Source organism: Actinotalea sp. (genome assembly GCF_041597215.1).
Lineage (GTDB): Bacteria > Actinomycetota > Actinomycetes > Actinomycetales > Cellulomonadaceae > Actinotalea.
Window position 1 is genome coordinate 1 of record NZ_JBFHHB010000069.1, and the last position, 13,452, is coordinate 13,452.

At 70.8% G+C, this 13,452-nt stretch carries 12 protein-coding genes and 2 tRNA genes; 3 read left to right on the plus strand and 11 right to left on the minus strand.

What is annotated here, in order from left to right:
• Positions 1–175: 175 nt before the first annotated feature.
• From ABWK99_RS06790 to ABWK99_RS06810, 5 genes are all read right to left on the minus strand, one after another.
• On the minus strand, positions 176–1,168 hold the full coding sequence (locus ABWK99_RS06790) for an ABC transporter permease (RefSeq protein WP_372593947.1): 993 nt from the start codon (positions 1,166–1,168) through the stop codon (positions 176–178).
• 2 nt (positions 1,169–1,170) lie between these two features.
• Entirely contained in the window at positions 1,171–2,241 is a 1,071-nt protein-coding gene (locus tag ABWK99_RS06795; RefSeq protein WP_372593948.1) for an ABC transporter permease, read from the minus strand.
• Positions 2,238–3,047, minus strand: a complete 810-nt coding sequence (locus ABWK99_RS06800; protein WP_372593949.1) for an ABC transporter ATP-binding protein — start codon at positions 3,045–3,047, stop codon at positions 2,238–2,240. The genes ABWK99_RS06795 and ABWK99_RS06800 overlap by 4 nt, the downstream gene beginning before the upstream one ends.
• Complete coding sequence (locus ABWK99_RS06805) at positions 3,044–3,868, minus strand: ABC transporter ATP-binding protein (protein WP_372593950.1); 825 nt, start codon at positions 3,866–3,868, stop codon at positions 3,044–3,046. Before ABWK99_RS06805 ends, ABWK99_RS06800 begins: the two co-directional genes overlap by 4 nt.
• 75 nt (positions 3,869–3,943) lie before the next feature.
• Positions 3,944–5,611: an ABC transporter substrate-binding protein gene (locus ABWK99_RS06810; RefSeq protein WP_372593951.1), complete on the minus strand. Its 1,668-nt coding sequence runs from the start codon at positions 5,609–5,611 to the stop codon at positions 3,944–3,946.
• A gap of 174 nt (positions 5,612–5,785) precedes the next feature.
• Between ABWK99_RS06810 and ABWK99_RS06815 the strand changes: the two genes are divergently transcribed.
• Entirely contained in the window at positions 5,786–6,433 is a 648-nt protein-coding gene (locus tag ABWK99_RS06815; RefSeq protein ID WP_372593952.1) for a TetR/AcrR family transcriptional regulator, read from the plus strand.
• A gap of 159 nt (positions 6,434–6,592) precedes the next feature.
• Here the strand turns inward: ABWK99_RS06815 and ABWK99_RS06820 are convergent, their stop codons facing one another.
• Complete coding sequence (locus tag ABWK99_RS06820) at positions 6,593–8,149, minus strand: FAD-dependent oxidoreductase (RefSeq protein ID WP_372593953.1); 1,557 nt, start codon at positions 8,147–8,149, stop codon at positions 6,593–6,595.
• A gap of 65 nt (positions 8,150–8,214) precedes the next feature.
• Here ABWK99_RS06820 and ABWK99_RS06825 point away from each other — a divergent pair, with 65 nt between their 5' ends.
• Positions 8,215–8,787 carry a helix-turn-helix domain-containing protein gene (locus ABWK99_RS06825; RefSeq protein WP_372593954.1) on the plus strand — a complete coding sequence of 191 codons (573 nt, stop codon included), beginning with the start codon at positions 8,215–8,217 and terminating at the stop codon, positions 8,785–8,787.
• Between the two features lie 128 nt (positions 8,788–8,915).
• Here ABWK99_RS06825 and ABWK99_RS06830 read toward each other — a convergent pair.
• The 3 genes from ABWK99_RS06830 to ABWK99_RS06840 form a co-directional block, all read right to left on the minus strand.
• A tRNA-Arg gene (locus tag ABWK99_RS06830) sits at positions 8,916–8,988 on the minus strand.
• 91 nt (positions 8,989–9,079) lie between these two features.
• Entirely contained in the window at positions 9,080–9,559 is a 480-nt protein-coding gene (locus ABWK99_RS06835) for an OsmC family protein (protein ID WP_372593955.1), read from the minus strand.
• Between the two features lie 109 nt (positions 9,560–9,668).
• Positions 9,669–12,008: a putative bifunctional diguanylate cyclase/phosphodiesterase gene (locus ABWK99_RS06840; protein WP_372593956.1), complete on the minus strand. Its 2,340-nt coding sequence runs from the start codon at positions 12,006–12,008 to the stop codon at positions 9,669–9,671.
• Positions 12,009–12,158: 150 nt separating this feature from the next.
• Between ABWK99_RS06840 and ABWK99_RS06845 the strand changes: the two genes are divergently transcribed.
• Entirely contained in the window at positions 12,159–12,527 is a 369-nt protein-coding gene (locus ABWK99_RS06845; RefSeq protein WP_372593957.1) for a TfoX/Sxy family protein, read from the plus strand.
• 103 nt (positions 12,528–12,630) lie between these two features.
• Here ABWK99_RS06845 and ABWK99_RS06850 read toward each other — a convergent pair.
• Together ABWK99_RS06850 and ABWK99_RS06855 are read right to left on the minus strand one after the other, a co-directional pair.
• Positions 12,631–12,719: transfer RNA gene (locus ABWK99_RS06850), tRNA-Ser, on the minus strand.
• Positions 12,720–12,777: 58 nt separating this feature from the next.
• Positions 12,778–13,452 (minus strand): threonine/serine exporter family protein (locus ABWK99_RS06855; protein ID WP_372593958.1); only part of this gene is annotated, 675 nt, incomplete at its 5' end.

Below are 13,452 nucleotides of genomic sequence, written 5' to 3' on the forward strand. Positions count from 1 at the left end.
AGGATCGAGCCGACGTGCCGGTTCAGCACCTGGTCGTCGAGGTCGTCGCGTGCGTCGACCTGCATCATCTGCCCGACCTTCTGCTCCAGGCTCATCCGGGAGATCAGGTCGGCGATGCGCTCGTCGATCGGCCGCGCAGGGTCGAGGTAGGGGGACGTGACGAGGTCGGTGGTGGTCATGCGCTCTCCTGGGTGGGCGTCGTCCGGCGCACGGCCGTCACGGGATCGTTCACGTCGAGGCCTTGCTTCTTCATCGCACGGGCGCGCTCCCCGGCCGACCGCAGGCGCGGGTTGACGTACTCGTCGATGCCGAAGTTGATGAGCGACAACGCGACGCCGATGGCGGCGATGCAGAGCCCGGGTGGCATGAACCACCACCACTGGTTCTGGCGGAAGGCGCCCTGCGCGCCGGCCCAGTTGAGGATCGTTCCCCAGTTGTAGGTGTTCACCGGGATCACACCGATGTACGACAAGGTCGTCAGGCCGAGGATGGCGGCGGTCACCGTGCCGACGAAGCTCGCCGCGATGAGCGCCATGAGGTTGGGGAGCATCTCGTTGCCGATGATGCGGCGGAGCGGTTCGCCGTTCGCGCGGGCGGCCTGGATGAAGTCGCGGTTGCGCAGTGACATCGTCTGCGCACGCATGACCCGGGCGCCCCACGCCCAGCCGGTGAGACCCAGCACGGCCGCGATCACCACGAGCGGGGGGTTGTCGAACATCGAGGCCACGATGATGATGAGCGGCAGGCCGGGGATGACGAGGAAGACGTTCGTCAGGGCCGAGAGGCTCTCGCTGCGCCAACCGCGCAGGTAACCCGCGACGACCCCGACGACGACCGCGATGATCGTCGCCATGATCGCGGCGAGGAAGCCGACGACGATCACCCCACGAGTGCCGTAGATGACCTGGCTGAGGACGTCCTCGCCGATGTGGGTCGTGCCGAGCCAGTGCTCCGCCGACGGTGGCTGGAAGCGCGCGGTGTTGTCGACCTGGGTGGGCGAGTACGGCGCGAGGACGTCGGCGAAGATCGCGACGAGGACGAAGAACCCGAGGATCGCCAGGCCGGTGATCGACTTGCGGTTGCGGAACATCGCGAAGGCGGAGCCCAGGCGAGCGCGGAACGACGTCCCTGGACGCGGTGCCGGTCCCGTGCGGGGTTCGGTGGTCATGTTCAGGCCTCCGTCTGGCGGGTGCGCGGGTCGAGGAACGCGTAGGCGATGTCGGCCACGATGTTGGCGACGAGCACCGACAGGGTGATCACCAGGAACACGCCTTGCATGAGGGCGTAGTCCTTCGCGTTGGTGGCGTCCAGCAGCAGCTTTCCGACACCGGGGTAGCTGAAGACCATCTCCATGACGATCGTGCCGCCGACGATGAACCCGATCGACAGCGCGAAGCTCTGGATCTGCGGGAGCACAGCGTTGCGCGCCGCGTAGCGCCACAGCACCCGCCTGTTCGGCATGCCCTTGGCCTGGGCCACCATGACGTAGTCCTCGTCGAGCACCGTGAGCATCATGTTGCGCATGCCCAGCATCCAGCCGCCGAGCGAGGCGATGACGATCGTCGTCGCGGGCAGCGTGCCGTGGTGGATCACCTGGCCGATGAACTCCGCCGACCACTCCGGCGTGATCCCCACGCCGAACGCCTTGCCGATGGGGAACCATCCGAGGTTCACCGAGAACAGGGCGATCGCCAGGAGCCCCAGCCAGAAGTAGGGGATCGTGCCGAGGAACGTGGTGAGCGGGATGAGCCCGTCGAGCCGGCTGCCGCGGCGCCAACCGACGATCGCACCGCCGATCGTGCCGATCGCGAACGAGATGATCGTCGCGAAGCCCACGAGACCGACGGTCCACGGCAGCGCCTGGCTGATGACCTCGGTGACCGGGCGCAGGCCGTGAAGCAGCGAGACGCCGAGGTCGCCGCGCAGGAGCAGGCCCCAGTAGTCGCCGTACTGCTGCAGCAGGGACTTGTCGGTGTCGAGGCCGAGCAGCGTCCGAAGCGCATCCGCCGCTTCCGGGCTGACGTTGCGGTTACGGGACAGGTACTGGTCCACCGCATCGCCCTTCATCAGGCGGGGAAGGAAGAAGTTGATGGTGATCGCGGCCCACAGGGTGAACAGGTAGAACGCGGCACGTCCCGCGAGGAAGCGCCAGGGGATGCGCGAGTGGCCCTTGACGGCTGCGGTGGCCGTGGTGCCGACCGTGAGCGCGTCCTCCACGGGCTGGGGCTGGACGGCGGTCACAGGGCACCTCCATTCGGGCCCGAGAGCGAGGCGAAGTGCTTCTCGGGGTCGGGGGACGCCGCCCGCAGCTCCCGTGTGTAGGGGTCCTGCGGGCGGAGGATCACGTCGTCGGCCGGACCGCTCTCGACGACCCGACCCTGATTGAGCACGAGGATCTCGTCGCTGAAGTGGCGGGCGGTCGCGAGATCGTGGGTGATGTAGAGCACGCCGAGGCCCTCCTCACGTCCCAGGTCGGCGAGCAGGTTGAGCACCCCGAGGCGGATGGAGACGTCGAGCATGGACACCGGCTCGTCGGCCACGAGGAGACTGGGCCGGGAGGCGAGTGCCCGGGCGATGGCGACGCGCTGACGCTGGCCGCCCGACAGCTCGTGCGGGCGGCGGTCGATCGTGGCGTCGGGCTCCAGACGCACCCTCTCCAGCAGCCGCCGCACCTCGCCGTCCAGCTCGGCACGGGGCACCACGTCGTGCAGGCGTAGCGGTCGCTCGAGGTGGTAGCGGACGGAGTGGTAGGGGTTGAGCGACGCGAACGGGTCCTGGAAGACCATCCGCAGCTTCTGGCGGTAGGCCCGCAGTCCGGCGCCGCGGCGCGGGATCGGCTGCCCGTCGAGGCGGACCTGCCCGCTCGTCGGCGTCTCGAGCTGCGTGAGGATCTTGGCGATCGTCGACTTGCCGCTCCCGGACTGGCCGACGAGCCCGATCGTCCGGCCGGACTCCAGGGTGAAGCTCACGTCGTCGAGCGCCTTGATCTGACCCGCGCCGCGCACCGAGTAGATCTTGGTGACATGGTCGAACTCCAGGACGGTCATCGCACGACCACTCCTCTGTCTCCGGTCAGGCGGGGGAAGGACGAGAGCAGCGTCTTCGTGTACTCGTCCTGGGGGCTCGTCCAGATCCGCTCGGCCGTGTCGAGCTCGACGATCTCGCCCTCGCGCATGATCGCGATGCGGTCGCTGATCTCGAGCAGCAGCGGCAGGTCGTGCGTGATGAAGACGACGGTGAATCCGAACTCGTGGCGCAGCTGGGAGATCTGCCGCAGGATCTCGCGCTGCACGAGGACGTCGAGCGCGGTGGTCGGCTCGTCCATCACCATCAGCTGCGGGCGCAGGGCGAGCGCCATCGCGATCATCACGCGCTGGCGCATGCCGCCCGAGAGCTCGTGCGGGAACGACCGCATGCGCTGCCGGCCGACCTTGACGATCTCGAGCAGCTCGGCGACGGCCTCCCGACGCTGCGCGCGTGACATCGAGGGGCGGTGGACCTCGAAGACGTCCTCCAGCTGGGAGCCGATGGTGGCCACCGGGTTGAGCGCGTTCATCGCGCCCTGGAAGACCATCGAGATCTTGTCCCAGCGGAACCGGCGCATCTGGTCGGCGTCGAGGTCGTCGACCTCGATGTCCTCGCCCGAGCTGTCGTGGAACACGACCGAGCCGCTCGTGATCACGGCCGGCGCCTTGAGCAGCCGCTGCACCCCGTACGCCAGGGTGGTCTTTCCGCAGCCGCTCTCGCCTGCGAGCCCGAGGATCTCGCCGCGGCGCAGCTCGAGAGTGACGTTCTTCACCGCCTCGACGGGCGGGTCGACGTCGTAGGTGACCGAGAAGTCGCGGACGGTCAGCAAGGAATCACGCATCGGTGCGGGCTCGCTTTCGGGTCGCCGGAGGCGTCGGGGCGGGCGCGTGCAGCACCCGCCCCGACGCGGACCGTATTACTTGGCGGGCTCGAGGTTCGCCAGGACCTGGACGATCCCCGGCTGGGTCGGGTCGGCGGAGGCGTACTGGTCGTCCTCCGTCGGCCACCCGACGTAGTTGCGAGTGTTGTACTCGCCGAGCAGCGGGTGGGCGCCGAGCGGGATGGCGGGCACCTGCTCGGCGAACGCCTGCTGGAGCACACCGGAGGCGGCCACGCGCTCCTCGTCGGAGGAGGCGGTGGCGTAGGTGTTCAGCGCCTCGGTGACCGCAGGGTCATCGAAGCGGCCGAAGTTGAACTGCGCCTTGTCGTCGACGATCCACTTCGGGTCCATCGTCGAGGTGTACAGGCCGTACGCGTTCCCGGTGTCCTCCAGCCAGTGGATGATCGCCTGGAAGGTGCCCTCCTGGCGGGCGGCGTCCCAGCCGCCCCAGTCGGGCTGGTCGACGATGACCTCGATGCCCAGCGCCGTGTTGAGCTCCTCGGCGATCAGCGCCTGCTCCGTGTTCCAGTCGCTCCAGCCGGCGGGCACGGAGATCGAGAACGAGACGCGCTCGCCGTCGGGGTCGATCAGCTGCTCACCCTCCCAGGTGTAGCCGGCGTCGGAGAGGATCTGACGGGCCTTGTCGACGTCGACCGAGTACTCCTGGCCCGCGTACTCGGGGACGATCTCGCCCTCCAGCACGGAGCCGAGCCCGGTGACGTTCCAGACGACCTCGCTCGCACCCTCCCGGGCGATGTCGACGTAGGACTGACGGTCGATCGTCCAGGCGAGCGCCTCGCGCAGCGCCACGTTGTTGAACGGCTTGGTCTGCAGGTTCATGAACAGCGTGGCGGCGCCGGTGGTGGGGGAGACCAGGAAGTGGTTGTCCTCGTCGGCGGCCAGGTAGCTGTCCTGGATCTGCGGGATGTACGCCTGGGCCCAGTCGGCCTCGCCGGAGACGAGGGCGGTGGTGAGTGCTGCGTTGTCGCCGTAGGAGACGTAGTGCAGCTCGGGCACCGCCAGCTCGCCGCCCCAGTAGTCGGGGTTCGCGGCGAGGGTGACGGACTCGGTCGACCAGGAGTCGAGCACGTACGGGCCGGTGCCGACGACCAGGCCGTCCTCCGTGAGCGGGTCGGTGTTGGGGTCGGCGATGCCCTCCCAGATGTGCTTGGGCACGATCGGGGTGTGCAGCACACGCGCCTGGGCGTTGTACTTCGACTCGGCGAACGTCAGGGTGATGGCGTCGCCGTCGACCGTCGCGCCCTGGTAGTTCAGGCCCCCGGTGTCGGTGAGCGTGCCGTTGAGGAACTGGTCGAAGGTGAAGACGATGTCGTCACCGGTGAAGTCGGTGCCGTCGCTCCACGTCACACCGCTGCGCGGGACGACGGTGAGCTGGGTGTAGTCGTCGTTCCACTCCACCGACTCGGCGAGCCAGGGGGTGGTGCCGAGGTCGCCGGTGGGGTTCACGAGCGCGAGCGGCTCGAAGATCACCTTCGCGTAGCCGTACTTCGATGCCGACGAGTCGCCCAGGTACGGGTTGTGCGACTCGGTGGTGATCGCACCGTCCGGCTTGGCGATCGTCAGGGCGGCGCCCGATGGGGCAGCGCCGCCTGTGTCGGATGAGTCGCTCGAGCCCGACGAGCAGCCGGCGAGCGCGAGCGCAGTCGCGACGCTCAGGGTGACGAGGGAGGACCGTAGCCTCATTGCTTCTCCTTCGGTGTGCGGGGCGCGGTCCGGCCGCGACCCCTCAGTGCGCTCTCTGCTGTGAGGGTGCGAGGATTAACTTACCGTCCAGTCAGTAACATGCAAGGGACCGATAGGCTGTCGAGGCCCGGTTGTTGCTCAATCGTGACCTCGACCGGCGAGAGGAGAACAGACGTGGCACGGCGCCCAGTGAAGTCGCGACCCGCCACGCTCGCCCGCCACCGGGAGATCCTCGACGCCGCCGTCGAGGTCTTCGGGAAGCGCGGGTACGCGAGCGGGAGCCTGCAGGAGATCGCCGACCTGGTCGGCATGACCCATGCCGGGGTGCTCCACCACTTCGGCTCGAAGCATCAGCTGCTGCTCGAGGTGCTCGTCCACCGGGACCAGGACGACGTCGCGGAGCTCGAGGGCAAGCACATCCCGGACGGCATGGGCCTGTTCCGCCACCTGGTGCAGACCGCCCTCCGCAATGCGCAGCGGGCCGGGATCGTCCAGGCGTACGCCGTGCTGTCGGCCGAGGCCACCACCGAGGGGCACCCCGGACAGCCCTACTTCCGCGAGCGCTACGACTTCCTGCGCCGCGAGGTCGCCAACGCCTTCCGGGTCGTGTGCGCCGAGCACGGCGTCGAGGAGCCCGAGACGATCGACGTCGGTGCGGCCGCCATCCTCGCGGTCATGGACGGGCTGCAGGTGCAGTGGCTGCTCTCGCCGGACGACCTCGACCTCGGGCGGGCGTCGGCCTTCGCGATCGAGGCGATCGTGCGCGCCGTCGTCGGCGCCGACGTGGCCGTGCTGGAGGGCGAGGCCGTCGGGGCCCCGTGAGGCCGACTGCCGCATGCGCGGGGCATTGACGTCAGCGATCGCCTCCGGCGCACGCCCTGCGAACACCGCTCCACCGGGCACCGAACCGCAGGTACGGCCTCAGGAGCCAGCAGCACTCAGCAGGCTCTGGACGAGGCCTGATCAGGGCCGCCCCACCCGTCACGCCAGCCTGCGGAGAAGGATCACGCCGTCGTCGAGCATCGCCGGGTTGCCGTCCGGGTCCACGACCGATCGCTCCCGGGTCTCGACGAGCTCGGCCGACCACTCCTGCGGCGGCAGCGCGAGGAGCGCGAGATCCTCGAGCGGGGCGCGCATGATCGGCGCCTCGGGCGGGAGCTCACGGACCCACGGCGGCGGTGCGGCGTGCGACACGACCAGCAGGTGACCGCCCGGAGCGACGCGAGCGGCTGCCGAACGGAGCACCTGGATGCGGGGGAAGTCCCGTTCCCAGGAGTGCAGGAAGCTCGCCGTGACGAGGTCGAACTCCCCCTGCGGAACGTCGAGGGCCGCGTCCACCTCGACGAAGACCACCTGGCCGGCGCCGAGCCCCCGGGCCCGTGCAGCCTCGGTGGCGCGGCGGACGGCCGTGGCCGACACGTCGACGGCCGTCACGGTCCAGCCGTGCTCGGCCAGCCACACCGCATCGCCCCCCTCGCCGCAACCGACGTCGAGAGCACGGCCCGGCGGGAGGGTCTCGACGACGGTGGCGACGATGGCGTTGACCCGGCCGGACCAGACGCCGTCCACCTGCGCGTACCTCGCCTCCCACGCGGCGTTGCGCTCGTGGCGGCGCGCCGACACGGCGCGCGCGGTGTCCTCGGCGACCAGCGCTGCATTGACCCCGGCTCCCGCCATCGAGCCCGAGCCCATCGACAGCGGGACGTTCCCGTAGGGCGCGATCACGTTGCCGGCGGCCCACACGCGGGGGTGGCTGGTGACCCCCATCGGGTCGACGAGCAGGGGCGCGCCGGGCTGGTCGGCGCGGGCCAGCCCGATCCCGTCGGCGAACCCGAGCTCGAGCTCCGGCACGGGAGCCGTGAACACCGCGTCGAGCGCGACATGCTGCCCGTCCTCGGTGGTCAACCCGGTGAGCATGCCCTCACGGGCCTGCACCGAGCGGACGGGGCTCGTGACCACCCGGATCCCGCGGGCCACGAGCCCGGCGGAGGTCGCCTCGTCGAGCGGACCGGCAAGGGCGACGAAAGCGGTCACGTCCTCGCTCCACTGCCGCACGAGCTCGATCTGGTGCACGCTCGTCGGCGACGTCGCGATGACGCCAAGCCGGCGGTCCGCGACCTCGAAGCCGTGGCAGTACGGGCAGTGCAGGACGTCGCGGCCCCAGCGGTCGGCGAGGCCCTCTATCCCGGGCAGCCGGTCCACCACACCAGTCGCGATGATCACCGCACGGGTGGCGATCGGCTCGCCATCCGCCAGTCGCAGCGCGAGGCCGTCTCCCTCGTCGCGGAGCTCGGTGACCCGGCCCTCCCGCAGCTCGACCCCGTAGCCGGCGACCTCGGCACGGCCGCGGGCGAGGAGCTCGGCCGGGCTCGAGCCGTCGTGTCCGAGCACGCCGTGCATATGAGCCGTGAACCGGTTGCGGGGCGCACCGGCGTCGACCACCAGGGTGGCCCGGCGGGCGCGGCCGAGCATCTGGGCGGCGCTGAGGCCGGCGATCGAGCCACCGATCACCACGGCGTCCCACTGAGGTGTGTGCATGCCGACACGATGCGTGCGCGCTCCCCGTTCTTGCAAGCCCCTTTGCGAAAATGGCAAGATGCGGCATGCCCGACTTCTCCGCCCAGAATCGGATCGCCCGGATCGGCCCCCGCCTCCGCTCGGCGCGGCAGGCGCACGGCTGGACCCTCCAGGACCTCGCAGACCGGGCAGAGATGTCGGCCAGCACGCTCTCGCGGCTCGAGTCCGGCAAGCGGCAGGCGACGCTCGAGCTGCTCGTGCCGTTGACCCAGCACCTCGGTATCCGGCTCGACGACCTGCTGCCGGCCGATCGACCCGACCCGCGGGTGCGCCGCGCGGCCGAGCGCCACGACGGGGTGACCAGCGTCCCGCTGATGCCCGAGCACGCCCCCGTCCAGTCCTACAAGATCACCATGCCCCCGAGGCTGCGGGCGCCCGCCCCGCGCACCCACGACGGCTTCGAGTGGTTCTACGTGCTCAACGGCAGGGTCCGCCTGCTTCTCGACGAGATCGAGCACGTCCTCGAGCCTGGCGAGGCCGCCGAGTTCGACACGCTCGTACCGCACAGCATCAGCGCGGTCGGTGACGCTCCGGCCGAGATCATCAGCGTCTTCAGTGCCGCCGGCGACCGGATCCACATGCGGGTCGGCGGGGACTGACCATGCCACCTGCCCGCCGTTCGTCGAGCGCGACGTGCGCCGGCCGCTGACCGGTCCAGCACCACGGCCCGGGAACGACTCAGCCCCAGGCTGGTCGGCCCGGGGCTGGAGCACTGCGGATGCTTCGGTGCGCCCGGAGGGATTCGAACCCCCAACCTTCTGATCCGTAGTCAGATGCTCTATCCGTTGAGCTACGGGCGCATGGTCACGAGGACCGACGAGAAGAATACAGGCCAAGGGCGCTGACGCCCAATCGGCCCGTGACCAGCCGCGCGACGGGCCGAGAGCGGGCTCACTCCCCCGCCGGCACCAGCGTGGTCTCGAGCACCGCCCCGCGTTCGAGCGTGCGGTGCACCGGGCAGCGATCCGCGATCTGCCGCATCCGTTCCCGCTGCTGCTCGTCGAGGTCCCCGACGAGCTCCACCTCGCAGGTGAAGCGGTCCTCCATCACGGGAGTGCCGCTCCCGCTGGCCGAGGGCACCTGCACCCGCTCCCGCAGCGCGCGGACGGCGATCCGCTCGACCGGCCAGCCCTTGCGCTCGGCGTACATCCTCAAGGTCATCGAGGTGCAGGACGCCAGGGCGGCGAGCAGCATGTCGAAGGGCCCGGGACCTGCGTCGTCCCCGCCGACGGAGGCCGGCTCGTCGGCCGTCCAGACATGCCGACCGGCCCTGACCTCGTGGGCGAACCGTCCGGTCCCGGTCTCGCCGACCCAGGCCTGGCCGGGGGGAAGCCCGTCGGTCCGGGCGCCGTCGTCCGCAGAGGTGGTCATCGCCCCATCCTGCCCTGGGTCGCCGGCGCCCGCCCAGCGCCTCGCCTCCGACCCTGGGCTCGTTCGCCCGTCGCGGCGGGAGCCCGCCGGGCGCCTACCGCCCGCGCGGTCAGGGCAGCACGCCGAGGGGGACCTCGTCGGCCCGCCTCGTCGCGAGCCACCCGCCGACCTCGGCCGCGGGAAGGGCCCGGGCGAAGTGGTAGCCCTGAGCGGTGTCGCAGCCGAACGAGGTGAGCTCCGTCGCGGCGGTGGCATCCTCGACCCCCTCGGCGACGATGCGCAGCCCGAGCGCGTGGGCGAGATCGATGGTCGATCGGACGATGGCCGCGGCGCGGGGGTCCTGCCCCATCGGAAGGACGAACGCCTTGTCGAGCTTGAGCTCGTCGACGGGCAGCTCTCGCAGGTACGCGAGCGAGGAGTAGCCCGTCCCGTAGTCGTCGATCGCGACGGACACCCCGGCCGCGCGCAGCTCCGCCAGGACGGCGCGCGCTCGGGTGCGGTCACCGAGCAGGGACTCCTCGGTGATCTCCAGCTGCAGACGGCTCGGGGCCACCTGGTACCTGGCCAGCAGCTCGCGCACCCGGGCGGGGAGCAGCTCGTCGACGACAGCCGACGGAGGCAGGTTCACCGAGACCACGAGCTGCTCGCCGTCCAGCTCCCACCGGCGGGCGTTCTCGAGCGCCTGCGCCAGGATCGTGGTGGTGAGCTGCGTCATGAGACCCGCGCTCTCCAGGAGCGGGATGAAGCTCTCCGGGCCCAGGACGCCGTGCACGGGGGAGTTCCAGCGCGCCAGGGCCTCGACCCCGGTCGCACGCCCGGAGGCCAGGTCGATCTTGGGCTGGTAGAACGCCTCGATCTCGCCGGCCTCGAGGGCGGCACGCACCTCGACGACCCGCTGGAGCCGGTCCTCGCCGTCGGGATCGGCATGGGCGCTGTCGTACAGGGCGATCCCGATGCGCTCGGTCTTCGCCCGGTACATCGCGATGTCCGCACGGCGGAGCAGCAGCGGGACATCCACTCCGTGGTCCGGCGCGAGGGCGATCCCGATGCTGCCCGAGGCGTGGATCGCGACGTCGTCCACGGTGATCGACTCCTCCATGGCGGCGTGCACGCGAGCTGCCGCGACGCGCGCACCGGCGTGGTCGGCACCCGGGAGCAGGAGCGCGAACTCGTCGCCTCCCAGTCGAGCCAGGAGGTCGGTCGGGCCGCGCAGGGACCCGGTGAGCCGGGAGGCCAGGGCGGCCAGGAGCTGGTCACCTGCCGCATGCCCGAGGCTGTCGTTGACCTCCTTGAACCCGTCGAGGTCGAGCAGGAGCAGCGCGGCGCACCCTCGCCCGGGGGTCCGGTCGGCGAGAGCCGCGTGGAGCAGGGCAGGAGCGCTCTGGGTGAAGCCTCGGCGGTTGACCAGGCCGGTCAGCTCATCGGTCCTCGCCTCCTGCCGCGCTCCGTTCAACGCGACCGCCTCACGGTAGGTGACCACCGTGCGCACACTCGAGACGAACAGCGCGGCGAGCGCGAGCCACCGGGTCAACGGGGAGATCGGCCAGGAGTCGACGGGCGCGAGCAGGGCGAGGCCGACGAGGGAGCCGGTGACCGGGGCGCCGATCAGCGCCCACCTCGTCCGGGGCGAGCCGTCCATCCTCGTCAACCGCGGGGACGGCCGCTCGCTGTCGACCACCGCCGCGAGAGCGACGAGGAAGGCCCCGCTGATGTACACGAGATCGATCGAGCTGCCCTCGACGTACACACCGCGGGAGTCGAGGACCGCGAACGCGCCGTCCGCGACAGCCGTGATGGCGAGCCCGAGGGCCAGCGCCGCCCAGGAGCGCTCCACACGGAAGCCGAGCAGGATCACCGAGCCCGCGAGGATGGCGAGGAGGAGGAGGTCCCCGGTCGGGTAGGCGAGGTTGACCAGGGCGACGACCGTCCGGTCCTCGTGCCCGGCGAGCATCGGCTGGAGCGCGAACTGCGTCCCGAGCGCGATGAGGACCAGGGCGGCGATCACGCCGTCGAGCCAGACGCTGCGGTACCAGGTGGCGACCTTCGACCTCAGCAGCCGGATCACGGCCACGTAGACCAAGGGGTAGAACAGCAGGTACGTCCCATCGGCGATGGAGGGATAGGGCGGCTCGGCCATCGGACCGAGCACCGCCGTGTAGTAGACGTTGCCGAGGAGGCCGGTCGCCAGCGCAGCGGCGAGCAGCCCCCACGCGATCCACTCCCGACCGCGGCGACGCTCCCTGCGTGCCCTCCACGTCAGCGTGCCGACCCCTGCGAGGTAGGGGACGTTGTAGAGGAGGGCGTCCCGGAACCACTCGATACCCGAGCTCTCCCGCCCCATCAGCGTGGCGAAGGCCACCACCGTGAGAATCCCGACCGCGGTGAGCGCCCAGGGCGCACGCGCGTCCTGGGCGCCTTCGCCCCGCCGACGTCCGCGAGCACCGCTCATGACCCTGTCCCCGTTCAGCCCCCGACGGCACATGGTCATGTGCCGCTGCCCCCACCGCTGGTATCGATCCCATCGACAGGATCCGGGCGGACTTGAGGCGTGGCGGGCCGACCGCTGGCGCCGACTGCTCCACGGGCGCACGATCGACCGATGGTCTACGACGAGTCCCTCGCCGCACGGGTCCGCTCGGCCCTCGCCGAGCACGCCCCTGCCGAGGAGAAGGCGATGTTCGGCGGTCTGGCCTTCATGGTCGACGACCACATGGCCTGCGGGATGACGGGGGACGGACTGATGATCCGCGTCGGACCGGACGGGCACGACGAGGCGCAGGCGCGCGGTGCGCGCGAGATGCACATGCACGGCAGGACGATGACCGGGTTCATGGTCGTCCCGGCTGCGGACCTGGCCGACGAGACGGTGCTGGACCGGTGGGTCGCGCAGGCGGTCGAGGTGGCCCGGTCGCTCCCGCCCAAGCCCCCGCGCCGGCCGCGTTCCCGACGGCCGGCGGCCGATCGCTGACCCCGGAGGGCAGGAGACCCCGGACGGCAGGAAACCCCTCACCGGTGTGCCCCGGGAGGGGTTCCTTCGTTCGGGCTACGGGGGCCGTGCAGCCCCCTCGGGGCGGAGACGGTGGGATTTGAACCCACGGAAGGGTTGCCCCTTCACGACCTTAGCAGGGTCGCGCACTAGGCCTGGCTATGCGACGTCTCCAGTGGTGCAGTGCAGGGTACCCGCCCGTACGAGCCCGGAGCAAAGCGGCCGGCGCGGGTCAGCCGCGCTCGTAGGCCCAGGCCCGGTCGGTGACGATCCGTCCGGCGGCGAGCCCGACGGCGATCGAGATGATGACGAACACCGCGGTGGCCCCGTTGGTCACCGCGAGGTCGACGTCCCCGTTGTTGAGACCGAAGAGCGAGCGGTACGCGGCGGCGCCCGGGACCATGATCACCACGGCCGGGACCGAGATGGTGATGCGCGGGACCTTGAGCCGCGGTGCGACGACGGCCGCCATCAGCCCGACGCAGAAGGTCGCGATCATCGTCGCGGCCTGGATCGCCATGCCGGCGGACGCGAGCTCGAGACGAAGGGTGTTGGCGATCATCCCGATGGTCGCCGCGCCGATGGCCATCCTCCACGGCGAGTTGAACATCAGGGCGAACCCCAGCACGCCGAACCAGCCCGCGAGCAGGCGGAAGACGAAGGTGAGGACCCACGGCAGCTCGGCAGGCGGCACCGGGTCGGGTGACAGACCGACCATCCACGACACGGCCCACACCGACAGGCCGGCCGAGGTGAGGATCATCAGGGCGTACGCAGTTCTCGCGACCCCTGCGGAGAAGTCCAGCTTGGCGAGGTCCAACGCACCGGTCACGAGCGGGAACCCGGGGACCAGGAAGAGGACGGCGGAGATGTACCCGGCCTCGTGCCCGTGCACGCTCGAGCTGAG